This is a genomic window from Gilliamella sp. B3023 (assembly GCF_026536845.1).
GTDB classification, from domain to species: Bacteria; Pseudomonadota; Gammaproteobacteria; order Enterobacterales; family Orbaceae; genus Gilliamella; species Gilliamella apicola_E.
In genome coordinates, this window is the sequence record NZ_JAFNNH010000008.1 from 83,946 (window position 1) to 109,635 (window position 25,690).

The 25,690-nt window shown below is 34.4% G+C and carries 25 protein-coding genes and 1 other annotated feature; of the genes, 13 read left to right on the forward strand and 12 right to left on the reverse strand.

Annotated elements, in window-relative coordinates:
• Positions 1-299: 299 nt before the first annotated feature.
• Positions 300-716: a DoxX family protein gene (locus J3U16_RS06730; protein ID WP_065734870.1), complete on the forward strand. Its 417-nt coding sequence runs from the start codon at positions 300-302 to the stop codon at positions 714-716.
• 366 nt (positions 717-1,082) lie between these two features.
• Here the strand turns inward: J3U16_RS06730 and J3U16_RS06735 are convergent, their stop codons facing one another.
• A complete protein-coding gene (locus J3U16_RS06735; protein ID WP_267342725.1) occupies positions 1,083-2,237 on the reverse strand; it encodes a hypothetical protein in 1,155 nt (384 codons plus the stop codon).
• A 141-nt stretch (positions 2,238-2,378) separates the two neighbouring features.
• Entirely contained in the window at positions 2,379-2,930 is a 552-nt protein-coding gene (locus J3U16_RS06740; protein ID WP_267342727.1) for a cysteine hydrolase family protein, read from the reverse strand.
• A 67-nt stretch (positions 2,931-2,997) separates the two neighbouring features.
• On the opposite strand from J3U16_RS06740, the gene J3U16_RS06745 reads away from it, so the two are divergent.
• The 9 genes from J3U16_RS06745 to hisIE all read left to right on the forward strand — a co-directional run bounded on the left by J3U16_RS06745 (position 2,998) and on the right by hisIE (position 10,849).
• Positions 2,998-3,429: an Lrp/AsnC family transcriptional regulator gene (locus tag J3U16_RS06745; protein ID WP_267342729.1), complete on the forward strand. Its 432-nt coding sequence runs from the start codon at positions 2,998-3,000 to the stop codon at positions 3,427-3,429.
• A gap of 191 nt (positions 3,430-3,620) precedes the next feature.
• Positions 3,621-3,746, forward strand: a sequence feature (His leader region).
• 32 nt (positions 3,747-3,778) lie between these two features.
• Positions 3,779-4,678, forward strand: coding sequence for an ATP phosphoribosyltransferase (hisG, locus tag J3U16_RS06750; protein ID WP_065563470.1), 900 nt, complete (start codon positions 3,779-3,781; stop codon positions 4,676-4,678).
• A 4-nt stretch (positions 4,679-4,682) separates the two neighbouring features.
• A complete protein-coding gene (hisD, locus tag J3U16_RS06755) occupies positions 4,683-5,981 on the forward strand; it encodes a histidinol dehydrogenase (RefSeq protein ID WP_267330307.1) in 1,299 nt (432 codons plus the stop codon).
• Between the two features lie 12 nt (positions 5,982-5,993).
• Positions 5,994-7,052 carry a histidinol-phosphate transaminase gene (gene hisC, locus J3U16_RS06760; protein WP_267331990.1) on the forward strand — a complete coding sequence of 353 codons (1,059 nt, stop codon included), beginning with the start codon at positions 5,994-5,996 and terminating at the stop codon, positions 7,050-7,052.
• 8 nt (positions 7,053-7,060) lie between these two features.
• A complete protein-coding gene (gene hisB, locus J3U16_RS06765; protein WP_267330305.1) occupies positions 7,061-8,128 on the forward strand; it encodes a bifunctional histidinol-phosphatase/imidazoleglycerol-phosphate dehydratase HisB in 1,068 nt (355 codons plus the stop codon).
• Positions 8,129-8,716, forward strand: a complete 588-nt coding sequence (gene hisH / locus J3U16_RS06770) for an imidazole glycerol phosphate synthase subunit HisH (protein WP_065563474.1) — start codon at positions 8,129-8,131, stop codon at positions 8,714-8,716. It abuts the gene before it with no gap.
• A gap of 17 nt (positions 8,717-8,733) precedes the next feature.
• Positions 8,734-9,471 (forward strand): 1-(5-phosphoribosyl)-5-[(5-phosphoribosylamino)methylideneamino]imidazole-4-carboxamide isomerase, encoded by a 738-nt coding sequence (gene hisA, locus J3U16_RS06775; RefSeq protein ID WP_370632616.1) that lies wholly within the window; start codon positions 8,734-8,736, stop codon positions 9,469-9,471.
• On the forward strand, positions 9,453-10,229 hold the full coding sequence (gene hisF / locus J3U16_RS06780; RefSeq protein WP_267336882.1) for an imidazole glycerol phosphate synthase subunit HisF: 777 nt from the start codon (positions 9,453-9,455) through the stop codon (positions 10,227-10,229). The genes hisA and hisF overlap by 19 nt, the downstream gene beginning before the upstream one ends.
• Positions 10,223-10,849 (forward strand): bifunctional phosphoribosyl-AMP cyclohydrolase/phosphoribosyl-ATP diphosphatase HisIE, encoded by a 627-nt coding sequence (hisIE, locus tag J3U16_RS06785; protein ID WP_267342731.1) that lies wholly within the window; start codon positions 10,223-10,225, stop codon positions 10,847-10,849. The genes hisF and hisIE overlap by 7 nt, the downstream gene beginning before the upstream one ends.
• 75 nt (positions 10,850-10,924) lie before the next feature.
• Here hisIE and cysB read toward each other — a convergent pair whose 3' ends face one another.
• The 3 genes from cysB to matP all read right to left on the reverse strand — a co-directional run bounded on the left by cysB (position 10,925) and on the right by matP (position 15,156).
• Positions 10,925-11,896 carry an HTH-type transcriptional regulator CysB gene (gene cysB / locus J3U16_RS06790; RefSeq protein WP_267336883.1) on the reverse strand — a complete coding sequence of 324 codons (972 nt, stop codon included), beginning with the start codon at positions 11,894-11,896 and terminating at the stop codon, positions 10,925-10,927.
• Positions 11,897-12,061: 165 nt separating this feature from the next.
• Positions 12,062-14,662, reverse strand: a complete 2,601-nt coding sequence (gene topA, locus J3U16_RS06795; protein WP_267342732.1) for a type I DNA topoisomerase — start codon at positions 14,660-14,662, stop codon at positions 12,062-12,064.
• A 29-nt stretch (positions 14,663-14,691) separates the two neighbouring features.
• Positions 14,692-15,156 (reverse strand): macrodomain Ter protein MatP, encoded by a 465-nt coding sequence (matP, locus tag J3U16_RS06800; protein WP_065563479.1) that lies wholly within the window; start codon positions 15,154-15,156, stop codon positions 14,692-14,694.
• A 149-nt stretch (positions 15,157-15,305) separates the two neighbouring features.
• Here matP and J3U16_RS06805 point away from each other — a divergent pair, with 149 nt between their 5' ends.
• Positions 15,306-16,988: an amidohydrolase gene (locus tag J3U16_RS06805; RefSeq protein WP_267342734.1), complete on the forward strand. Its 1,683-nt coding sequence runs from the start codon at positions 15,306-15,308 to the stop codon at positions 16,986-16,988.
• Between the two features lie 54 nt (positions 16,989-17,042).
• Here J3U16_RS06805 and J3U16_RS06810 read toward each other — a convergent pair whose 3' ends face one another.
• Together J3U16_RS06810 and J3U16_RS06815 are read right to left on the reverse strand one after the other, a co-directional pair.
• Positions 17,043-18,449, reverse strand: a complete 1,407-nt coding sequence (locus J3U16_RS06810; RefSeq protein WP_065563481.1) for a PTS fructose transporter subunit IIC — start codon at positions 18,447-18,449, stop codon at positions 17,043-17,045.
• The gene (locus J3U16_RS06815; RefSeq protein ID WP_065734881.1) at positions 18,442-18,876 is read right to left on the reverse strand and encodes a PTS sugar transporter subunit IIA; all 435 of its coding nucleotides are present in this window, start codon (positions 18,874-18,876) and stop codon (positions 18,442-18,444) included. Before J3U16_RS06815 ends, J3U16_RS06810 begins: the two co-directional genes overlap by 8 nt.
• Before the next feature lie 723 nt (positions 18,877-19,599).
• Here J3U16_RS06815 and J3U16_RS06820 point away from each other — a divergent pair.
• Positions 19,600-20,484 carry an SDR family NAD(P)-dependent oxidoreductase gene (locus tag J3U16_RS06820; RefSeq protein ID WP_267342736.1) on the forward strand — a complete coding sequence of 295 codons (885 nt, stop codon included), beginning with the start codon at positions 19,600-19,602 and terminating at the stop codon, positions 20,482-20,484.
• The gene (locus J3U16_RS06825; protein ID WP_267342737.1) at positions 20,481-22,010 is read left to right on the forward strand and encodes an AMP-binding protein; all 1,530 of its coding nucleotides are present in this window, start codon (positions 20,481-20,483) and stop codon (positions 22,008-22,010) included. Before J3U16_RS06820 ends, J3U16_RS06825 begins: the two co-directional genes overlap by 4 nt.
• Positions 22,011-22,189: 179 nt before the next feature.
• On the opposite strand, the gene J3U16_RS06830 is transcribed toward J3U16_RS06825, so the two are convergent.
• From J3U16_RS06830 to J3U16_RS06850, 5 genes are all read right to left on the reverse strand, one after another.
• Positions 22,190-22,633 (reverse strand): hypothetical protein, encoded by a 444-nt coding sequence (locus J3U16_RS06830; RefSeq protein ID WP_267342739.1) that lies wholly within the window; start codon positions 22,631-22,633, stop codon positions 22,190-22,192.
• A 217-nt stretch (positions 22,634-22,850) separates the two neighbouring features.
• Positions 22,851-22,991, reverse strand: a complete 141-nt coding sequence (locus J3U16_RS06835) for a hypothetical protein (RefSeq protein ID WP_220226119.1) — start codon at positions 22,989-22,991, stop codon at positions 22,851-22,853.
• A 293-nt stretch (positions 22,992-23,284) separates the two neighbouring features.
• Positions 23,285-23,665, reverse strand: coding sequence for a tetratricopeptide repeat protein (locus J3U16_RS06840; RefSeq protein WP_267338573.1), 381 nt, complete (start codon positions 23,663-23,665; stop codon positions 23,285-23,287).
• Positions 23,647-24,258, reverse strand: coding sequence for a tetratricopeptide repeat protein (locus J3U16_RS06845; protein ID WP_065563485.1), 612 nt, complete (start codon positions 24,256-24,258; stop codon positions 23,647-23,649). Before J3U16_RS06845 ends, J3U16_RS06840 begins: the two co-directional genes overlap by 19 nt.
• Positions 24,259-24,584: 326 nt before the next feature.
• Positions 24,585-25,690, reverse strand: a 1,106-nt coding sequence (locus J3U16_RS06850; protein ID WP_267342740.1) for a tetratricopeptide repeat protein, incomplete at its 5' end; no start/stop codon positions are given.

The following is a 25,690-nucleotide window of genomic DNA, read 5'->3' on the forward strand; positions in this document are numbered from 1 at the left end:
TGTTACCCAATAAAATTTGAATGTTTAGAAACATAATTTAGGCAAACAAATTTAAATACCAATTCTATTCGACACCAACAATAAGTAAGTAATACCGGTGCGACATTAGTCGCACCGCTATTTTATCGCAATTAATAGTACTAATTCATATTGATAAGAAGAACTTTAATATTTTTAATGTTCCTTTACTATTGATTGTTAACTGTGAGACAATCTCACATGCAGTATCCTATGTTTCAAATAAGTAATAGATATATAAGATTTTTATTATTTTGTTAACTTAATATAGGAAACACACAATGAAAGAATATCAAACTGATGTAGCTGCTTTCGTATTACGAATTGCTTTAGGTATGATGTTTTTAGCTCATGGTTTTACAAAGTTACTTGTTCTAACACCAGAAGGTACCGCAGAGTATTTTCACACTCTTGGTTTTCCTGGGTTCTTTTCTTATATTGTAATCGTTTTTGAAATTGGTGGCGGTGCATTGTTGCTATTAGGTATTCTAACTCGCGCTGTTGCATTAATTGCCTTTTTTCAACTAGCAATAATAACTATTGTGCATTGGGCTAATGGTTGGTCATTTACTAATCCAGGTGGTGGTTGGGAATATCCAGCATTTATGTCTTTAACTGCTTTTAGTCTTTCATTGCTTGGAACCGGCAGATTTAGTGTTCTATCTGGTAAAAAATATCCACAAATTATCGAGTCATAATATGTTAAATTTCTAGGAAAGGTAAAAATGATTACCTTTCCTCTAATTTTGATTTATCGCTTAAATAAATAGTTCAATCTAGTTTTAATAATGGCTTATTTTTCCTATCGATATTGTTTATTACTCTTCCCTATCTTAACATTCAAATAATTATATTTTATTTAAACCAGTTATGTTTATATAATCTATTTTATTAAACATATTACGTTACAATTTTTTGATTGTTTATTTATTGATAATAAGAAAACTATAATATGTATATTCTGGGTAAATTTATCTAAGCATTGAAAGCTTTATCTGAAATCAATCCTTAAAATATAAACTAACATCAATCGGCAAGTAATTTGAAACTATTTAACTAAAGTCTCAATCCACCATATCTTGCTTGTCACTTAGACTCTCAATAAAATCTTCAACTACTAAAGCGGCTTTTTGAGCGCCTTCTAAATATTTATCAATGAACTCTTGGTTGTAAATGGGTTCCTCTCCATAATTGGCTTTATTATCATGATTAATAAATTCATAGTGAAGTGATACTTTAAAATCCCCCTTATATTCATAAATATAATGACATGCTAAATCCTTATCAATTGAACATTTAATTACTAAAGGTTCAGATTGAATAGGTAACCAATTTGGTTGGGGAACAATTAGAATATTATTATTTTTAAATCTATACAGAACTATATTATTGTCAAATTGATTACTCTCTATAAATTTATTATAACAATAATCGCAGTTTTCTTTACTTTTTGCATACTCTAAGTTTTCTTGAAATATTTTAAATGAACTGTCATCAGAGCTATTCTTATTAGTTCTAAAAAAATCAATATCTAAATTGTTAAATTGTAAATTTTCATTTTTTATATTATTGCAATAAGCAGTTAATGCTTTGGATGTTGGATGAAGGCAAATATCACTCGAGTCAATTCTAATATCACTAATTTTATCAATTTTATGAGCTGCATCATTAGAAAACTTCTCGCAAAATTTTCTTTCTGAAACATTAGCACTATTATATCCTTCAATAACCCAAAATGGTGAATATTTAGAATTCGGATAAATACGTAAGATTGTATCTTTGGACAGTTCAACTAAACGTCCATTTTTTTTGCACTCGCTACTTGGTCTATTTTCTAAATACTTAGTCACGCCAGGTACTATGATTAAATAAGTCGGCCAAAAGAAAGTACAAAATAATGGTAATAATATATAACTCAATAGAGAAGCCAATTTATGTCTTGAACCAAAATATTTTTTCGTTTCTGATTGGCAAAAACGAATGATAAGCGGAAAAACAATAGCTGAAAGAAAAAATACAAAAAACTCTAAATTAGCATTGATTGAAATATAAATAGCTAAAGCCAAAATTATAGTTGCAAGAATTGCTCTAATAATTCGATTCATTCTTGCAAAGATAACTATGAACGACAGAACATAAAAGAAATAAAAAATTGGCAACAAGAATAATAATATAATAACCTCTCTTGCTACATGATGCCCTCCAACGGATTGAAACATGTAATACACCTCTAACAGAATAATTAATATCAAATTATTTTGATATCAGCTAGTATTATCACAGATAAATATTAATGTCAAAAATAAGAATTTTTACTTCAATTATTAAAGTTCAAGATAGTATTTCAGTTATTCACTTCATTAAATTTTTTGTATAAACGATTCACACTTCATTACTGTTGCAAACTTCATTAATGCAGACATAAAACTATCATGAACTACTTGTGATGCAATAATATTGCCATTAAAGTTAAGATCACGAGTAGTACAAGCATCGTGAATCAAAATTGGTTGATAATTTAGTTCAAATGCACAGCGAGTGGTGGAATCAACACACATGTGACTCATCATTCCACAAATCACTAATTGTGATATACCTAATTGCTCTAACTTCTGTTGTAAATGAGTTTGGTAAAAGCTATTTGGATATGCTTTTTGAACAATAAATTCATTATGCTCTTCAAGAGGAAGTAATTTAGAATGTAACTGAGTTCCGTCGCTATTTTTTACAAAAAAAGCGGCATTAACATCTTGATTAATGTGCTGTATATAAATAATCGGCAATTGCTTTTGACGGAAATAATTTTGTAACTTTAAAATATATTTCAACGTCTGTTCGGTATTATTTAATGGGTATTTTCCCTCAGGGAAATAATCATTTTGCACATCAATAATTATTAATGCTTGCGTCATTTTGCTCTCCTTTATAATATTTTATGTTATTATTCTGCAGGTATTAACTTTTAAATAACATAGTAAATTGAAGGAATTAACAGCAATTCGCTTTCAAAATGAAAATATGGATAAAAAAGATCGCGCTATATTAAATGAGTTAAAAGAGAATAGTCGTCAATCTTGGCGAGAGATTGGAGAGAAGGTATTCTTGTCAAGCCAAGCAGTTGGTCAACGTGTGCAAGAGTTATTAAATAATCATATTATCGAAAAATTCACCATTAAAGAGCAAAAATCTCAATTACAATTTATTACTATTTATATGAATTCAAATCAATTTGAATCGTTTGAAAAGTTAGTAAAATCATTTGATGAGGTTTCCGAATTTTACAAAATTACTGGTGATGGTTGTTATATGATTGTTTGCCACTTTGAAAATAATAGTCTAGAGAACTTCTTAAATAAAATTGCTGATTATAGTCGTTATAAAGTCAGCCATAAGTTAAAACAAATCTTATAATTAATCGTAAAAATAAATGATTAAATATTTATAGTTAATAAGCGATTATTGTTAATAATAATCGCTTGCTTACAATTTATTTCAATAAATTAACAAAAAGATATTGCTCATTAATCGTTTCTGTTATATTTTGTACAACAGTTAAATTTAAAGGTTTTAATTTTTATGAATTGTTTTTGTATGACTAAACACCATCATCACCATCATTCCTGAATAGTCTTCGGGCGATTGGTGCTGGAAGACAAATGGTCTTCCGGTGATTTCGCAAAAGCAAATAGAGAACCCTCGGAAGATCAAACTTCCGAGGGTTTTTTGTTTGTGGTTAATAATTTTATTTAGGGAGAATAACATGTTGGATAATTCACGTTTACGTATAGCAATGCAAAAATCAGGACGTTTAAGTGATGAGTCAAAAAAATTACTAGCTCAGTGTGGTATCAAAATTAATCTACAAGAGCAACGTCTAATTGCTTTCGCTGAAAATATGCCAATTGATATTTTACGCGTTCGTGATGACGATATACCAGGCCTTGTGATTGATGGCGTAGTTGATATTGGTATTGTAGGCGAAAATGTTTTAGAAGAAGAAGTTCTAGATAGGCAAGCTGAAGGTTATAATCCACAATATAAAAAATTACGTAGACTTGATTTTGGAGGATGTCGTTTATCTATTGCCGCCCCTCGTGACTTTAACTATACAGGTCCTGAGTGCTTAAATAATTTGCGTGTAGCAACAACTTATCCTCACCTACTCCGCCGTTATCTCTCTCAATATAATGTAAGTTTTAAAACTTGTTTGCTTAATGGTTCTGTTGAAGTGGCTCCTCGAGCTGGTTTAGCTGATGTAATTTGTGATTTGGTATCAAGTGGTGCAACTCTTGAGGCCAATGGTTTACAAGAAATAGAAGTCATTTATAAATCTAAAGCATGCTTAATTCAACGTGAAGGTGAAATGTCCTGTACTAAACAAGCCCTAATCGATAAAGTGATGACTCGAATTCAAGGTGTAATTCAAGCTCGTGAATCTAAATATATTATGCTTCACGCTCCAACAGCAGTTTTAGATCAAGTTGTTTCGCTATTACCTGGTGCAGAAAATCCAACTATTTTACCATTAACCGGTGAACAAAATCGGGTAGCATTACACATGGTTAGCACTGAGTCATTATTCTGGGAAACCATGGAAAAACTAAAAGCATTAGGTGCTAGTTCAATCCTTGTATTACCAATTGAAAAAATGATGGAGTAATCAAATGAAGCTTTCTTATTGGCAAAATTGTTCTAAAGAACAGCAAGCAGAATTATTAACTCGCCCGGCAATTGCTGCCTCAGATTCTATTAGCCAAGTGGTTAAAGATATTTTGACACAGGTTAAACAAAATGGTGATCAAGCCCTCAAAGCATTGAGTAGTAAATATGATAAAACTCAAACCAATCAAATTAAATTAACTGAAGATGAGATAAAAACAGCAACTAGTCGTGTCAAATCGGATTTAAAACAGGCAATGCAATTGGCTGTAAGCAATATTGAAAAATTTCATCAGGCACAAGTAAGACAGACCATAACAGTTGAAACTATGCCTGGTATCAAATGCCAGTCAGTCACTAGACCTATTGATTCTGTTGGTCTCTATATACCAGGAGGTTCTGCTCCTTTATTATCAACTGTTTTAATGCTCGCTATTCCAGCTAAAATTGCTGGTTGTCGTAAAGTGATTTTATGCTCACCTCCCCCAATTGCTGATGAAATTTTGTATGCAGCTGAACTTTGCGGTGTAACAGAAATCTATCAACTAGGTGGGGCACAAGCGATTGCTGCAATGGCATTAGGTACCGAGTCAGTTCCAAAAGTCGATAAAATATTTGGCCCGGGTAATGCTTATGTTACTGAAGCCAAACGTCAAGTAAGCCAACGTCTTGATGGTGCAGCTATTGATATGCCAGCAGGCCCTTCTGAAGTATTGGTCATCGCCGATAGTTCTGCTAATCCATCTTTTATAGCTGCTGATTTACTTTCTCAAGCTGAACATGGACCGGATTCACAAGTGGTACTACTTACTCCTGATGAGAAGATTGCACAGGAAGTTTCGATTGAGGTTGATAAACAACTTATGCAACTATCGCGCCAAGATATTGCTGAAAAAGCGTTGAAAGAAAGCCGACTTATAGTAACCAACGATTTAGAAGAATGTGTAGATATCAGCAACCGTTATGGGCCTGAGCATTTAATTATTCAAACTAAAAATGCGGATCAACTGGTTGATAAAATTAATAGTGCCGGTTCAATATTTATCGGTGATTGGTCACCAGAGTCTGCTGGCGATTATGCATCAGGTACAAATCATGTATTGCCTACTTATGGTTATACTTCAACTTATTCAAGCCTCGGGTTACCAGATTTTCAAAAACGGATGACTGTACAAAAATTAACGCCTGATGGATTGAAAGCGATAGGTACAGCAGTTGAGCTAATGGCACAAGCTGAGCAACTGACTGCACACAAAAATGCGGTTACGATTCGCTTAGCTAAACTTAATGCTGATAATAAATAATAGGTGGATAAAATGGATATTAATCAATTAGTCAGAAAAAACGTACAAAAGTTGACACCTTATCAATCAGCCAGACGTATTGGTGGTAAAGGTGACGTGTGGTTAAATGCCAATGAATACCCTGTTGCCCCCAATTATCAGTTAACAGAACAAACATTAAACCGTTATCCAGAAGCACAGCCTGAACATGTTATAAATGGTTATGCGCAGTATGCAGGAGTTCGACCTGATCAAGTGATAGTTAGCCGCGGTGCTGACGAAGCGATAGAGCTATTAATGCGTGCTTTTTGTGAACCTGATACAGATACAATACTTTACTGTCCACCAACTTATGGTATGTATCAAGTCAGTGCTGAAACTTTAGGAATAAAAACTAAAACTGTACCGACCAAATCAGATTGGCAACTTGATCTTGAAGGAATTAAGCAAAATATTGATAGTGTTAAATTAATCTATGTTTGTTCACCAAATAATCCAACTGGTAATTTAATCAATCAAGATGATATTAAAACATTACTTAATATAGCCGAAGATCGAGCGCTAGTTGTGATTGATGAGGCTTATATTGAGTTTTCGCCTAATTCAACGGTAGTCAGTTGGCTTAAAGACTTTCCTCACTTAGTGATTTTACGCACCTTATCAAAAGCATTTGCACTTGCCGGCTTACGTTGTGGATTTACTTTAGCTAATAAGCCAGTAATCGACGCGTTACAAAAAGTGATCGCTCCATATCCATTAGCTACACCTGTAGCTGACATTGCCACTCAGGCATTGAGTAAAGATGGTATTAATACGATGAGATTGCATGTCATCAATCTGAATAATCAAAAAGAAAAGCTGGCTAAGCATCTTTCAGCACTGCCTATAGTCGAAAAAGTTTATCCTAGTGAATCAAATTATTTATGTGTTAAATTTCAGAGTAATAAGGATGTATTTCATAAACTTTGGAATGAAGGCATTATATTGCGTGACCAAAGTAAATCAATTGGTCAAGATGGTTTTGTTCGAATTTCGATTGGTACTCAAGCTGAATGTGAAGCAGTAATAACAGCACTTAAAGCCATATTATAGGAGCAAGTATGTTACAAAAATATTTATTTATCGATCGTGATGGAACATTAATTGTTGAACCTCCTATCGATTTTCAAGTTGATAGTTTCGAAAAACTTGAATTTGAACCTAATGTGATACCCGCATTACTTAAATTACAAGCTGCTGGTTATAAATTAGTTATGGTGACCAATCAAGATGGTTTAGGCACCAGCAGCTATCCACAAGCCAAATTTGATGGCCCTCATAACTTAATGATGCAAATATTTGAATCACAAGGCGTCAGATTTGAAGAAGTTTTAATTTGTCCACATTTTCCTGAGGACAATTGTGAGTGCCGTAAACCTAAACTAAAACTGGTGCTTCCTTATTTAATGAATGGCAACTTAGACAAACAAAATAGCTATGTAATTGGTGACAGGGTCACTGATATCCAGCTTGCAGAAAATATGCAAATAAAAGGGTTACGTTATGATCCAGTGAATCTTAATTGGAACGAAATAGCTCAACGTTTAACCACAGCAGATCGTTATGCAAAAGTCGAAAGAAACACCAAAGAGACTAAGATTTTAGTTGAGGTTTGGTTAGATAGGCAAGGTGGTAGCCAAATTAATACAGGTATTGGTTTTTTTGACCATATGCTCGATCAAATTGCTACTCATGGTGGCATTAAACTCAATATCCAAGTTGAAGGTGATCTTCATGTTGATGATCATCACACCATTGAAGATACTGGCCTTGCTTTAGGTGAAGCGCTAAAACAAGCTCTTGGAGATAAACGTGGAATCACACGCTATGCATCAGTTATTCCAATGGATGAATGTTTAGCAAAATGTGCAATAGATATTTCTGGTCGGCCTTACCTTGTATTTTCGGCACAATTTAGTGATCCTAAAGTTGGAGATATGAGTACACAAATGGTAGAGCATTTCTTCTACTCTTTAACTTATGCTATGGGGATCACCTTACATATTGAAACATCAGGAAATAATGATCATCATAGAATCGAGAGCTTATTTAAAGCGTTTGCTCGAACACTTAAACAAGCAATTAAAATTGAAAGTGATAGATTACCTAGTTCGAAAGGAGTGCTATAGATGAAAATTGTCATTCTCGATACAGGCTGTGCAAATCTTTCATCAGTAAAATACGCAATACAACGACTAGGCTATAATCCAATTATTAGTCTTGAACCTGATATTGTGCTTGAGTCGGATAAACTCTTTTTACCGGGTGTGGGTTCCGCATCTGCAGCAATGAAAAAGTTAAAAGAACGGAATTTAATCGAGCTGATAAAAGTTTGCACCCAACCTGTATTAGGCATCTGCCTTGGTATGCAACTTTTGGCCGATTATAGTAATGAAGGGCATGTCCATACGTTAGGTATCATTCACGAAAAAGTCTCTGAAATTCCTGATTGTGGACTACCACTACCGCATATGGGGTGGAATCAAGTTAACCCTAAAGCTGGCCACCATTTATTCCGAGATATTCCTAATGGTGCTTATTTTTACTTTGTACATGGATACGCCTTACCATTATGCTCATCAACTATCGCAGAAACCAATTACGGCGAAAGCTTTACAGCTGCCGTACAAAAAGACAACTTTTACGGTGTGCAATTTCATCCAGAGCGTTCTGGCTCAGCCGGTGCAAAATTACTAAAGAACTTTTTGGAGATGTAAAAATGGCAGTTTACCCTATTATTATTCCTGCTCTTGATTTAATTGATGGCACTGTGGTTCGATTACATCAGGGTGATTATGAACAAAAACGTGATTACGGTAATGATCCTTTAGCTCGATTACAAGACTATCAGAGGCAAGGAGCTAAATTACTACATTTAGTTGATTTAACAGGTGCTAAAGATCCAAAAGCTCGACAAATCGCATTAATTAAAACACTGATTAATGGTGTCCAAGTTCCAGTACAAGTTGGAGGAGGAATTCGCAGTGAAGATGATGTTAAAGCGCTTCTCTCTGCTGGTGCAACACGAGTTGTTATCGGTTCAACTGCAATTAAAGATCCCAAATTAGTAAAAAAATGGTTTGAAAATTATGGACCTGAATCTTTGGTATTAGCATTGGATGTTCGTATTGACAAATATGGCAATAAAAATGTCGCTATTCATGGCTGGCAAGAAGATTCTAAGCAAACTTTAGAACAAGTAATTGAGGATTACTTACCTTATGGCTTAAAACATGTCCTTTGTACTGACATTTCAAAAGATGGTACATTAACTGGTTCTAACATAAGCTTGTATCAAGAAATTAGCAAAAAATACCCAACTATTGATTTTCAAGCTTCTGGTGGAATCGGACAGTTGAACGATGTAAAGGACTTAAAAGACAGTGGTGTTGCTGGTGTCATTGTGGGTCGGGCATTACTAGAAGGTAAATTTACAGTTCAGGAGGCAATTTCATGTTGGCAAAAAGGATAATACCTTGCTTGGACGTTCGTAATGGCCAAGTTGTTAAAGGCGTGCAATTCCGTAATCACGAAATCATTGGTGATATTGTACCATTAGCTAAACGCTATGCGGAAGAAGGTGCAGATGAACTGGTTTTCTATGATATCACTGCTTCATCTGATGGGCGTGTGGTTGATAAAAGTTGGGTGGCTAAAGTTGCTCAAGTTATTGACATACCCTTTTGTGTTGCTGGTGGTATAAAAACGGTTGAAGATGCTGGGCAGATTTTAACTTATGGGGCAGATAAAATTTCAATCAACTCCCCTGCTTTAGCTAACCCAAACTTGATTACTCAATTAGCTGATTGCTTTGGTGTGCAATGTATCGTGGTAGGGATTGATACTTGGTATGATAAAGATTCAAATAGTTATCACGTTTATCAATTTACCGGTGATGAAAAGCGAACTGTAGCCACCAAATGGAATACAATTGATTGGGTTCAAGAGGTCCAAAAGCGAGGTGCCGGTGAAATTGTATTGAATATGATGAACCAAGATGGTGTTCGTAATGGTTATGATCTTAAGCAACTTAAAACGATTAGAGAAGTTTGCCAAGTACCACTGATTGCTTCTGGCGGTGCGGGTACTATGGAGCATTTTTTACAAGCTTTTAAAGAAACTAATGTTGATGGTGCTTTAGCGGCTTCAGTCTTTCATAAACAAATTATTAATATTGGCGAACTTAAACAATATTTAGCTCAACATGGAGTAGAAATACGATTATGTTAACTCAACATTCCCAAATACAGATAGATACAAAATCACTTGATTGGCCAAAAGTCGATAATTTAATGCCAGTTATTATTCAGCATTATATTTCTGGTGAAGTGCTCATGCTGGGTTATATGAATCAGGAAGCTTTAGCTCAAACCCTAAATAGCGGAAAAGTAACGTTTTATTCTCGGACTAAACAACGTTTATGGACCAAAGGCGAAACCTCCGGTAACTTTTTAAATGTCGTTAATATCTCAACCGATTGTGATAACGATACGCTGTTAATTTTAGTCAATCCGATTGGACCAACTTGTCATACTGGAACAAACAGCTGCTTTAAGAATTCTAAAACTGAATGGGGCTTTCTATACGATTTAGAACAATTACTTGGCTCTCGTAAGCAAGCTGATCCTAACACCTCTTATACTGCAAAACTCTATCATGATGGTACTAAGCGTATTGCTCAGAAAGTCGGAGAAGAAGGTGTAGAAACCGCCCTTGCTGCCACTGTACGAGATAAAGAAGAATTGAAAAATGAATCGGCAGATTTGATTTACCATCTATTAGTCTTACTACAGGATCAAAATCTATCACTCCAAGATGTGATTGGCATTTTAAAAGCTAGACATAAATAATATTAAAAAGAAACCAAGCGAGGCACAATCTTTGAGCTTGGTTTCTTAAAATACATTTCAAAATGACCTATCGATTTATCTAACAGGTAATTTAACTCCATTAAACATAGCTTGCACTGCTACATTGTTTTCACAAAGACTAATTTTATCTATTGTTTGTCTATTTAAATGTGGAGAAAATTGACTAATAAAATCATACATATAATTACGCAAGAACAGAGATCGCGCAAAGACGATATAAGTTGTACTGTAAGGGAATATATGGCCGGCATTTAGCACCACAAATTCACAATCTGAACTTTCATCAACCGCCATTTTAGCCACAATGCCAACACCAACACCTAATTTGACATAGGTTTTAATCAAATCAGCATCAGTAGTGCTAAATACAATATTTGGGACTTGATTAGCTTTAATAAATGCCTGATTAAGATCGGAACCATCATTAGAAAAATCATAACTAACTAATGGATATTTAGATAGCTCATCAATTGTAACTAAACTGCTTTTAGCTAAAGGGTGATCTTTCATGACAATGACAGCTTGGTTCCAATGATAACAAGGTAATGCAATCATATCATCACTAAGATCTGATAAATCGGTCACGATAGCAAAATCAGCTTGTCCAGTTTGTACTTGCATCAGGCATTGAGGAGATGACCCTTGTTCCATATGAAGAGTGATACTCGGGTACTGTTGCATAAATTGTTGGATAACAAGAGGTAAAGTATAACGAGCTTGAGTATAAGTGGTTGTTATCGTTAATGAGCCTTGATTTGGTTGACTAAACTCTTTAGCTAAAATTTTAATATCTTGTGCTTTATTCAAAATATCACGGGCTAAAGCTATAATCTGCTCACCAACTGGTGTAACTTCTGAAAGATGTTTACCTACACGGGTAAAGATTTGTACATTTAGCTCATCTTCCAATAATTTAATCTGCTTACTTATTCCAGGTTGAGAGGTATAAAGTTTTTCAGAGGTAAGCGATACATTGAGATCATTATTAACAACCTCAACAATATAACGCAGCTGTTGCAACTTCATGACAAAGGCTCCTTTAACTATATACCTTTCCCTTTTCTCAAAAAAAACTTGAGGAAAGGGGTTTTTTAAGGTAATTCCCTTCACACCTTACCACAAAAACGGCTTTTTATATTAAACAGCTACTGAACCTGAGCTATTCTTTATAAAATGATTAAGTGTTATTACCTATTTTTTACTATTAACCCATTTACCATGAACATATTGCATGACCCAACCAGTAGATTTTCCGTTAACTTCAGAAGTAACATACTGTTCTTTATTCTTTCGGCTATAACGAACAATACTTGGATTACCATTTGGATCATGGCTTGGTGCTTCAGTTAAATAAATAAATTTTTCTGGTAAACGATATTTAAAGCGTTGTAACTCTTCAACTAATGGTGCACGAGTTTCCCGTGATTTTGGGAAATTATGCGCTGCTAAAAATATACCTGATGCACCATCTCTAAGGACAAAATGTGCATCTGATTTAGTACATTGTAATTCAGGCAAATCAACTGGATCTTCTTTAGGAGGAGCCACATCACCATTTTTCAAGATTTTACGTGTATTTTTACAATCTTGATTAGTACAGCCCATATAGAGTCCAAAACGACCTGATTTAAGGTGCATTTCTGATCCACATTTTTCACATTCGATAATGGGCCCATCATAGCTTTTTACTTTAAATGTACCCTTTTCAACCAAAGAACCATCACAAATAGGATTATTACCACAAATATGTAGCTTACGCTCATTATCAAGCAGATAGCTATCCATAGCGGTATGACATTTAGGGCAACGCTTAAGTGCTCTTAAAGCGTTGGTTTCAGCTGTTTCAGCTTCTTCCAAAATGTTTAAGGTTTCATGTTCTGGAATTAAGTTAATTGTCTGCTTACAACGCTCTTTTGGCGGTAATGCATAACCAGAACAAGCTAAAAACACGCCGGTTCCTGCAGTTTTAATCCCCATTTCACGACCACAATTAGGACATTTAATTTCTGGTGTTAAAACTAAAGGATTTAATTGCATTCCACCATGATCTGGATCTTGTTCAGCGATTTCAAGATGCTGGCTAAAATCTTCAAAAAATTGATCTAAAACTTCGCGCCATTCTTGTTTTTTATTAGCGATCTCATCAAGTGCATGTTCCATACGAGCGGTAAAATCATAACTCATAAGATCATTAAAATTTTCACTTAATCTATCGGTAACAATTTCACCAATTTTTTCTGCGTAAAAACGACGATTATCTAATCGTACATATCCACGATCTTGAATAGTTGAAATGATCGTTGCATAAGTAGAAGGACGACCAATTTCTCGTTTTTCCAACTCTTTTACTAAAGAAGCTTCATTGTAACGAGCAGGTGGTTTAGTAAAATGTTGATCTGGATTTAAGCTAAGTAACTCTAAAATATCTTTGACAGATACAGCGGGTAACATTTTATCTTCATTGTTTTTACTCAACTGAGATTGTACTTTTGTCCAACCATCAAAACGTAAAGTACGACCTTTTGCTTTTAAAGTAAAATCCCCAGCTTTAACAGTAACAGTAATTGAGTTATATTCAGCTGATGTCATTTGACAAGCAACAAATTGACGCCATATTAGTTGATACAACTTAACAGCATCAACTTCAACATCACTCAGACTTGTAGCTTGTATATTAACATCAGAAGGACGAATAGCTTCGTGCGCTTCTTGTGAGTTTTTCTTACTGGTATAAACATTCGGTGATTTTGGTAGATATTTATCACCATAATTTTCACCAATATAATCTCGGACCATCGTTAATGCGTCTTGACTCAAATTTGTAGAGTCGGTACGCATATAAGTAATATAACCTGCCTCGTATAAACGCTGTGCTAACATCATTGTCTTTTTCACCCCGAAGCCAAGGCGAGTACTTGCAGCTTGTTGTAAAGTCGACGTAATAAATGGCGCAGTTGGATTGCTTTTAGTTGGCTTTTCTTCAATATTGGTTACTTGATATTGTTTATTATTTAGCTCTGCTAAAGCAATATCAATAGCAACCCGATCTTTCGGTTCAAACGCATCATCTTTATAATGCGTAACTTGCATAGTTAGTTTTTCTTGATTAGCTGTTTTTAAGTCAGCATAGAGCTCCCAATATTCTTCAGGAATAAAGGCATGGATTTCACGTTCACGTTCAACAACTAATCGTACCGCAACGGATTGGACTCGACCAGCTGACAAACCTCTTGCTACTTTTTTCCAAAGTAATGGCGACACCATAAAACCAACTACGCGGTCCATAAATCGGCGTGCCTGCTGAGCATTAACACGATCCATATCAAGCATAGCAGGATGCTTAAACGCATTTTGAATCGCAGTTTTAGTGATTTCGTTAAATACAACACGTCGATATTTATCATCATCACCACCAATAACATCTTTTAGATGCCACGCGATGGCTTCCCCTTCTCTATCCAAGTCGGTTGCGAGATAAATCATATCCGCATCTTTGGCTAACTTTTTAAGCTCATCAACTACCCGCTCTTTACCGGGTAAAATTTCATAATGAGCTTTCCAACCATTATAAGGATCGACACTCATACGATCGACTAAGATCTGCTTTTCAGATCGTTTTACTTTCTTCTCGGCTTTATCTTTGCTGTTTTTTTCATTGCGGTGGCTACTACCACTAACTGGAAGATCTCGAATATGCCCTACGCTTGATTTAACCACGAAATCTTTGCCAAGATATTTATTAATTGTTTTTGCTTTTGCTGGTGATTCCACAATAACAAGGGATTTTCCCATAATTAAACCTATTTATCCTGTAGTTTAAGTTATTTACTGTCTAAATTAACATCAAGTAATGACAGTAAATCATCTTTAATTGTCGACACTTTACTTGCATACTGCTCTTTTTGCTCTGCATCTTCAATTAATTGTGTAATTGTTTGTGACAACGTACATCCCCGGCGTTTAGCTAAATTAGCTAATCTTTGCCAGACTAGAAATTCTAAATCAATAGACTTTTTACGTGTATTTTGCTGCTCGGCATTAAAATGTCGTTTTCGTCGCGCCCGAATGGTTTGCTTCATGCGGTTATCTAAATCGGGATTTAAATGCTGCTTAATCCAATCAACGACGGCTGTCGGTTTGTGTTCTAATAACAATAGTTCATTTACGGCTTGTTGAGCTGCACTCTTTTCAACATAACGAGTGATAGGCTCCCCTTCTAAATGTCTTTTTACTAAATAGTGCCACTTCCAACCGCATTCAAGGTTTTCTAATTGTTGATATTTCATAAGCTCACCTTGTGACGCTGTAACTAAATATGTTAGTTGTAGCATAATCTTGACACACAATAAAGAAAATTATTGCATTTGACAAATTTTTTATAAATCTGCTATCGTTCGCCTATCATTTTGAACTTCTACTTAAGGAATTACAAATAATGGCAAAAGCCGATGTTATTTATATTAATGGTTACATTTACACTGCTGACGAGCATGATACCGTTTGTGAAGCGCTTGCAATTAAAAATGGCTATATTGTTGCAACTGGTACCACACAAGAGATAAATAACTCCCAATATGTTGATAATTGTACAATAATTCATGATCTACTAGGTAAAACAATGATGCCTGGCATAATTGATGCTCATCTACATACTTTTTGGGGCGGTATGCAATTATCATCATGTAATTTAAATTATCAAAGTTTAACTGTTGATACTACCTTAGCCATTATTCAAGAATATTTAGATAATGATTCCGCAGACAATAGTGAAAATTGGTTACAAGTTCGTGGCTGGTTACGCCAAGAAGTGTTACCAATCGGAACCGACATTACCCGCTTTGATCTTGATAAACTTAATACCTCGCGCCCTGTAATTCTGTTTTCAAATGATTGTCATACGCTTGTTGCAAATAGCATTGCTTTAGAAAAATTTGGACTTGACCGTAATACGCCAGAGCCTTCTGATGGAAAAATTGGACGCACTGAAGATGGCGAATTAAACGGTATATTAGAAGATGCCCCTGCTATGCGCGCATTTGACAGCATTTCTAAAATTACCGATGAACAAGCAGTAAACATAGCTAAATTATCACAAACTGAATTAAATAAGCAAGGTGTAACGTCAGTTATGGATGCACGCATCACTGAAACACAAGCCGATGCATTTCTAAAATTACAACAACAAGATCAGCTCTCAATACGTTTATTTGGAGCACGTGAATTACCACCTGATGATGTCGGTACTATTGAGGATATTCCTGCTGTTATTGATCGCGTTAAACAATTTGCTATGCGTTATGATGATAAAAACTGGCAACCTAAGCCAGGTATAAAAGTATCGCATACCAAATTATTTGTCGATGGAGTGATGCAAGCACCATTAATGACAGCTCGCTTACTAAAACCTTATCAGTTAGAAAATGAAAAAGATCGCCTTGGTGATCTATATTATTCAACAGAGATGTTAGATGCATTAATACTCGAATCATCTAAAGCTGGATTTCATCCTCACATGCATACTGTTGGCGAAGGAGCAATTGAAGTTGTTCTTAACGCGATTGAAAAAATGCGAAAAACACTACCAGATGCGGATATTCGTCCAAGTACTGCACATAATGAACTCAGTGCAATGCATCAATTTGCTCGTTATAAACAATTGAAAACCAGTGTAGTATTTTCATTCCAATGGGCTGGCTGTAGCTCAGCAATGGTAGAACAATACGAAACCTTATTTGGTGCCGAACGCTATAATGGTTTAGAAGCCCACGGTCAGTATATAGATGCTGGAGTCACTTGTGCGTTTGGTAGCGATTGGCCAATTGATCCACTTAATGAATGGTATGATTTCCAAATCGCCATGACCAGACAAATTGATGCACAGCACCCTCGTTTAAATAGTGACCGCAATTTAACAGCGACCGAAGTCCTACGCTGTGCAACAATTGGCGCCGCTTATGTGTTAAAACAAGATGATTATATAGGCTCTATCGAAAAAGGAAAATTTGCAGATTTAATTATTTTAGATCGTAATCCATTTACCATTCCAGCAACGGATATTCAAAATGTCAAAGTATTAACGACGATTGTTGGAGGGAAAACAGTTTATCAACACGCCTAATAATCGTTAAAAAATTTATTACCCCGCCTATTAGTCGGGGTAATTTTTCAATGATTAATCAGCATCAACAATAACATCGCCTTCCACTGCTGGTTTTCGAGAAAAATGTAAAATCGCAGCAATAATAAATGCTCCGATAAACATATCAATGACATACCATAATGCACCTTTGGTTACACCACCTAACGCAACTAAACCACCAAATGCAACTAATGAATCAATACCATTAATCATGCCTAGCATTCCCGCAACTGCTGTACCAACAACGATCGCAATAATAACGCGTTTTGGATCTTTAGCCGCAAATGGAATCGCCCCTTCTGTAATACCAGCTAGGGATAAAAAGAACGCAGTAATACCAAACTCTTTTTCTTCCTTAGTATATTTAGAGCGAGACACAATCAAAGAAGAAATAGCCAATCCTAAAGGAGGAATTGCACAGCACATACGAAATACACCATTAGGACCGTAAACACCTTCTGCCATAGCTGCTAATGTAAAGGCTGTAGCTGCTTTACTACATGGTCCGCCCATATCTAGCGCTGCAAGAACACCAATACCTATACCTAAAAATGCTGCGTTAACTTCAGACATGCCTTTTAAAGTTTCGACCATCGCTTTTACAAACCAATCAAGCGGATATGACAAGCCATAAATATAAATAGGGGCCATAACTAATAAGGTCACAGTTGGAATAATCATAACAGGCATAACAGAGGCAATAACAGGATGGACTTTAACTGTTTTAAACCATTTTACAAAATAACCAATTAAAACACCGAAAATCATAGCACCAATAAAGCCTGTACTTACATGATTAGCACCAATTGGATTATTTACTACATATCCCATAATAAATGCTGGAGCTAAGGCGGCATTACCACCAATCGAATAAGCCATATATGCCGCAAGCACAGGTACCATCATTGCAAAGCCATAAAACGCAACTTGCTGTAAATCGGCAAAGAATTGATTACTTGGTAAAATAGTGTCACCAGTTACATGACCAGTCATTAACACTATTGAAAAAAGAATACCTGAAGCAATAATAACTGGTAAAAATTTACTGATACCGGTATTTAATGACCTAAATATTTCTTTTCCAATACTCTCCTTAACTTCTTTTTTTGATGATAGTGCTTCAGCATTGTTAAAAATATTAACCGTGTTTTTAACTGCTTCACCGGTGCTGACCTTAATCACATTTTTAAAAGGTTCTAACCTTTCAGCATTATCAATAGAAATATCTGTTGCTAACAAAATCACATCAGCACTTTTTAAATCTTGTTCTGTTAAAACATTATCAATCCCTGCTGCGCCTTGTGTTTCGACCTTACAATCCCATCCTCGTTTTTTAGCTTCATTTTCAATTTTTTGTTTAGCAATATAAGTATGAGCCATACCCGCTGTACAGGCACATATGGCCACAATTTTTTTATTTTTTAGCGATTCTTTACTCATATAAACCTCGGATTAATTTTGCTACAGTTTGAATATCACTATTTAAAAGTTCTTCAATAAAATCATCATCAGCCAAATTAGATGCCAATTTAGCAATTATTGTCAAATGCTCTTTATCCGCATTTTCTGGAGCGCCAATCATTACTACTAACTTAACTTTATTTTCATTATTCCAAATTATTCCTGGATTATACTTACCTACCACAATAAATGGTGTTTTTACTGCGCTACTTTTAGCATGAGGCAAAGCAATATCTGTTAGTACATCTGTATCCATTTCTTTTTCATGATTCATAACATCTTGGAAAAATTGTGTGACATTGTTTAAATACTCGTTACTGTTTTCTGCCATTAATTTGATCACTAATGATTTATCTTGAGCAAGATTATCAGTTAGTTCGACGGGAATAACCGGAATTAAAGCCATAAATAAGTCCTCTTGATAATTATTTAGTATAAAATTTTAGTAAAATAAAGATATACAAAACAAATATATAACGTTCATTTTTTATTGACACTTAATTTTTTGATTAAATAATTTGATCTTGCTCACAAATATGAAATATTTAAAATTTATTGATGATTAAAGTAATCATTACTTTTAATAGCAAATTATCACACCGAATAAAACTAGTTGATAAAAATTAACTGCTGAGCAGCAACCAATTATTGCGTTATAAAAGAAGTAAAAATTCTAGATGTTGAGAATAACATTCTAAAAATCTCACATGTACTTAACCAATTATCAAATATCAAGATAACATGCTGGCTTTTAAAATTTGTGCTGCATTGAAAAGTAAAGCTTGCATTCGAATTGCATAATCAAAGATTTATAAATCAGTGAAATATGGAGTAATATTATTACAATTTAAAACATCATCAAGGGTTTAAGCAATCATTTGTTTTCAGCAGATAATAATACTTGAACGTTTAAAAGAATAATCTTCAGGTTTATTAAGCTTTACATTCAACTCTGATGCAGCAAAATTTTTAATAGGGGAAAAGCAATCTAATAAATAACTTGCTTGAAATACTGACAGTTAGAAATCAATACAATAATTTCAAGTTTGTTGAGGAAAGTCTGTTTTTTATTAAGATATAAACTTTAAAATCAACTTATTTTAAAAACATTAACTTGTTGACTGATTGAATGTTTACCTTATACTATGCGCAATTGTTAACCGGCAGTACAAAAATGTTCAACTTCTCAAATCTTCTTAATTGTGTACTCTTTCCAATCGTTAAGCCTAATTATTCAAAATTAAAATGCCAATTAGAAAATAAAGTGATTGTCATTACCGGCGCTAGCTATGGAATTGGTGAAAGTCTGGTTAATCTTTTAGCCAATATTCAATGTCATCTTATTTTAGTCGCTAGAACACATGATAAATTAATAAATATACAGCAGTCATTAGCTCACAAAAAAGCTAAGATTGATATATTTTCGGTTGATTTGCGCGAATCGGAACAATTGGATAATTTAATTACTAATTTACAGCGATACTCTGTTGATATCTTAATCAATAATGCTGGCAAATCAATTTGTCGGTCAATACTGCAATCATTATCACGTATGCATGATTTTGATAGAACGATGAAGTTAAATTATTATGCACCGGTCAAACTCTGCTTGGCGTTAATTCCCCAATTACAGCGTAATCAAGGGCAAATTATTAATGTTTCTGCCATAAACGTACTTTTAGCCCCAACGGCTAATTGGGCTGCTTATCAAGCCTCAAAAACGGCCTTTGACCAATGGTTAAGCTGTGCAAGGCCAGAATTGGAAAATCAGAAAATCAATGTTTCAACAGCTTATTTACCTCTTGTTAAAACACGAATGATTGAACCTACTAAGATTTATAAGAGATTTCCTGCCTTACAAGCTGATGAAGCTGCAGCCATAATTTGCCGTTTATTACAAACAAAAAAACATCAATATAAACCATGGTGGACTATCATAGTTCAACTTGCCTCATTATTTTTTAATAATATTTGGGTTAAATTGAACCGTTATTTTTTGAAGAAAAAGCTATGATAAAACTTATTAAAGCGCTGTATAAAAAGAAATTATTAACTTTATTAGGCATTTGGCACTTATTAAATAGCATTCATATTGTTGGTATCAATTTAATGGCGTTGCTTTATGTTCGTCAAAAACTTTCTCCTAACCAAATTGCTATCGATGAGAACGGCACTGGCACTGATTATCGTACCCTTTTTAATCAATCTCAGCACCTTGCCAAACAATTAGCAATTAATTTTAAAATAAAGCGTCATCAAAAAGTCGCTATTATAGCGCACAACCACCTACTCTTAGTTCATACTTTATTTGCTATGACAAGATTAGGCGTTGATGTTTATCTTATCAATACTGAACTGTCGACAAATCAACTTAAGTCCATTCACGAAAATGTCGGTTTTGACTGGATAATTCACGATCCAGAAATAGCGTGTTTATCAAATGTAAAAAGCTTACCCATTTATCATGAAAGCCTTATGTCAATTCACTCTCTATTAGTTTCGACCTCGACAATTGATGTAAAAATTAAAACGACCCACTTCTCAAAAATTACTGTTTTAACGAGTGGCACAACAGGCCGTTTTAAATTAGCTGCACGCGATAGTAAGGCACAAAATTTTATTAGTCCATTTTGTCAACTACTGGTGAAACTAAATCTTTTCCGTTATCAAAAAATCTATATTGCAACGCCTATTTATCATGGGTTTGGCATGGCAAGTTTATGTATCGCTGTGTTATTAGGTGCAACAATGTTTTTAACAAAAAAATTTGATAGTCAAAAAGCATGTGGGTTAATTGCGAGTAACCAAATAGAGGTGGTCACACTTGTTCCTTTAATGTTAAAGAGGATGTTGAAATGCTCTAAACATCAACTCACTAGTTTAAAATGTATTATTACCGGAGGAGCGCCAATTACAGCAATATTAGTTGATCAAGTCATTACTACGCTTGGAAAGATATTATTCAATTTGTATGGCACATCAGAAGCAGGTATTTGCATGATTGCCTCGCCCGATGATCTCTCTATCAAACCTGAAACCATTGGTAAACCGCTGAGAGGATTATCAACTAAATTACAGAAGCAAAACAATGCATCACAAAAACACCATGAGCTGTTTATTAAATGTGCTTGGTCAACTGTAGGCAACTATTGGGTTTCAACAGGAGATTTAGTCTATCAAGATGCTGACGGTTATTACTTTTTAGCAGGTCGAGTTGATGATATGATTGTTTCAGGTGGTGAAAATGTTTATCCATATGAACTTGAACACTGCTTATCAACTCATCCGGAAATTAATGATGTAACAGTGATAAGTGTGCCGGATGAAGAATTCGGGCAAAGATTGGTCGCCTTTATTGTTTTAAATCCTAATACCGAACAATCCGAAACTAAAATACAGGACTGGCTTAAATCAAAAATAGCCCGTTATCAGATGCCCAAAAAAATCATTTTTATCGACGAACTACCTATGACAAGTATTGGAAAAATAAACCGTAAAAAATTACAAAAGCTATTTTTTAATCATTTAAGTAATGCATAACACTTAGTTAGCAATAAATGAACTGTTGTCCATTATTATATTCTAATAAAAATTTTTCTTAGAAAGGTATTATGAATTTGTAGGCGGCGCTATTTAACCTCTACTTTGAGTTACTCTTCTTGAAAAATAAGCCTGAAAAGTTGACTGGTTTATTTCTAGTTTTCAGTATTTATTTATGGTTAACGTCCTAAAAAAATATCTTTACTGGATCTAGAACCCTCATCTTTAATTTGTTTCTTCTTTTCTATTAAATAGTTATTTGCTTTGATATATATATCTTTATCGCATTCAATGTTTAAGATTAATTTATTATTACTTTTATTTATGACGAGAAAATGATTATCCTTATAATCAAAAATAATATTTTCTACCGATGTAGCGCCTTTATTAAAATTAGATAAATTATAATAATATCTGAAAGTTACATATTGTTTTGAGATATGAATATAACCATACTCTTTTTCATCAACTTTAGCAAAAATTTTTAATGTTAAAGAATCCTCATCTTCAATTTTATCATATTTATAGGATTTTATATAAAACTTAGGGCTAGTAAATGAGCACGTAAATAACAAAGATATTATTAAAAAAGTTATAACTGAAATTACCTTAAAGATTTTCATTTCATTATACCTGCTGCTTAAGATGCACTATACATAGAACTTGCACATTGTCTTTTGAGCAAATTATATCCTTTTGTTGCATTTACCACATCATAATTATCAACATACATTTTTAAAATTAGACATTTGCATATCATCTACATCAAAACTTGTTCCTTTGAGACTAACGAACGAGAAAAACAAAACTTGAATTAAAAGAAAAATTTTTCCATTATGCCTATCCCTCTATTTTTAAATTTAAATCTTCTGGTGCTATGAAGATAGTTTCTTTGAAACCAACGCTTTTAGATGCTCCAACCAGAACTTTCTTTATTATCTTTTTCAACTCACCAATACCCATCCTAATTAATATATCCATAGCTTTTCTAGATATTAAAAGACCGTCCCCGAAGGGATTAACGAGAGTATTATAATCATGCGTATAAGCATGAACTTTGGTTATCTTCCTTTTAGTTTTATGGGATCTTGGCTTATATTGGTTCCGGTATTACTGTCGTAATATCGGAACCGATTAGATAAGCAGAAGCGTTGAAACTTTAAAAGGATTATGCATTACCATTCTAACACGAGCTGCTTTACTCATTCCGTCAGTTTAAAAATCAGCACTGGCGAGATATCAACACCATATATCTCCTTATATAGAAATAATGTTTATTTCATTCCTTTATGAAGGATATAGCAACTTTCTTTAAATTTTAGCTCACAAGCTTGTTCAAAATACTTTTTAGCTAAATCACTATTTTTTTCAATTCCATCACCTTTATAATACATAACACCTAAATTATGCATTGCTTGAGTGTCACCATTATCTGCTGCTTTTGTGTACCAATATAATGCCCCGATATCAACTTTGACCCTATTACCTTGGGCATACATACGTGCTAAATTATACTGAGCTTCCCTATCTCCCTGATCAGCTTCAGTATTACAAGCAATAAAAGCTTGATCAAATTTGTTTTGTTCATAATAGGTCGCACAATTATTAGCGTAAGCCGTGGTCGATAATAATGCTGTTAATACAACATATACCAATATAGCGCTTTTTCTTTATTTCCTTCATGATCAAGCATCCAGGTTAAACCACTGTGCTCCGCATAAACAAACCCTTGTTTAGTAGCTTTAGTGTACCAATAGAGCACTTTTTTTCTATTTTTATCGAAATCGAACGACCGCCCTAATTCATATTGAGCAACAATAAATCCTTGCTCTGCTGCTTTAGTGAGCCATTTTTCACGTTCAAACCTTCTGGATAAATCATATTGTGCTTGAACAGATCCGGCTTCCGCTGCTTGAGTGAGCCAATAGAGTGCTTTTTCTTTGTTTTCCTCGACTCCCTCACCTTCTTCATACATGCGTGATAAACCATATTGCGCAATAGAAACCCCTTGTTCCGCTGCCTGAGTAAGCCAATATAGTGCTTTTTCAGTATTTTCTTCGACACCGTAACCGTTGTAATACATAAATGCTAAATTAAACTGAGCATCTTTATCTCCCTGCTCAGCCTCAGTGTTACAAGCAATAAAAGCTTTATCAAAAGCTTTTTGTTCAAAATAGGTAACGCAATTATTAGCGTAAGCTGTCGTCGATAATAATGCTGTTAATACAACAAATAGTACTTTTTTCATTAGTTTTCCTTAAATTCCTAAAATATAATAATTTTTTTTATTTTGCCTGCTGGCAAGAAAAGAACAAAAATACGCTTACTATCTATTACTTGTTAACAATGTACTTTTAAATCGCTTATCGGTATATGCAGTTGATAAAATGACTAACACGCCAACCCAATATCTTGAGCCGTATTAAAATGTCACTGTTAAGCTAATTTATATCAAAAAAGTGATTGTGTTAACAGAATAAATAACATTTTGAGTCTATATAAAAAAAGAACTGCCTTAATATATGAGGCAGTTCTTTTAACATGTTTCTAATTTGCATGACTTATGAATAATGTTTATTTGATTCCTTTGTGAAGGATATCGCAACTTTCTTTAAATTTTAACTCACAAGCTTGTTCAAAATACTTTTTAGCTAACTCGCTATTTTTTTCAATACCATCACCTTTATAATACATAACGCCCAAATCATGCATTGCTTCAGTGTTACCATTATCTACAGATTTTTTATACCAAAATAGTGCTTTTTCTTTATCGACTTCGATCTCGTATCCTTTGTCATACATATGTGCTAAACGATATTGTGTTTGACTAAGCTCTTTTTTCATTGCGTTACTGAGCCAATATACCGTTTTATCTTTATTAACTTCGAGACCGTCACCTTTGTCATACATTTCTGCTAAATCATATTGCGCTTGAGCAATTCCATATTCTGGTACATCGCTTTTTCTAGGTAACCTCTTACGTAGTTCTGCTATAACATCGTCACTTTCATTATTCAAAACTGCTAAATAATACTGCGCCTCAACAAATCCTTTTTTTACTGCTTTCGTGTACCAATATACTGCTTTCTCTTTATTGACCTCAACACTGTCTCCTTTATCATATCTCTTTGCTAACTCGAATTGCGCCCTACCATCCCCTCGTTCCGCAGCTTTTGTATACCAATACACCGCTTTTTCTTGATTGACTTCGACACCGAGCCCATAGTTATAAATGTTTGCTAATCCAATTTGTGCAGAAATAAGCCCCTGTTGCTCAGCTTTAGTATACCAATATAGCGATTTTTCTTTATTACCATGTTGCCCTAAATCATATTGCGCAACAACAAATCCTTGCTCTGCTGCTTTAGTGAGCCATTTTTCACGTTCAAACCTATTGGATAAATCATATTGCGCTTGAACAGATCCGGCTTCCGCTGCTTGAGTGAGCCAATAGAGTGCTTGTTCTTTATCGACTTCGACTCCCTCACCTTCTTCATACATGCGTGATAAACCATATTGCGCAACAGAAACCCCTTGTTCCGCTGCCTGAGTAAGCCAATTTAGTGCTTTTTCTGTATTTTTTTCGACGCCGTCGCCGTTGTAATACATAAATGCTAAATTAAACTGAGCATCTTTATCTCCCTGCTCAGCCTCAGTGTTACAAGCAATAAAAGCTTTAT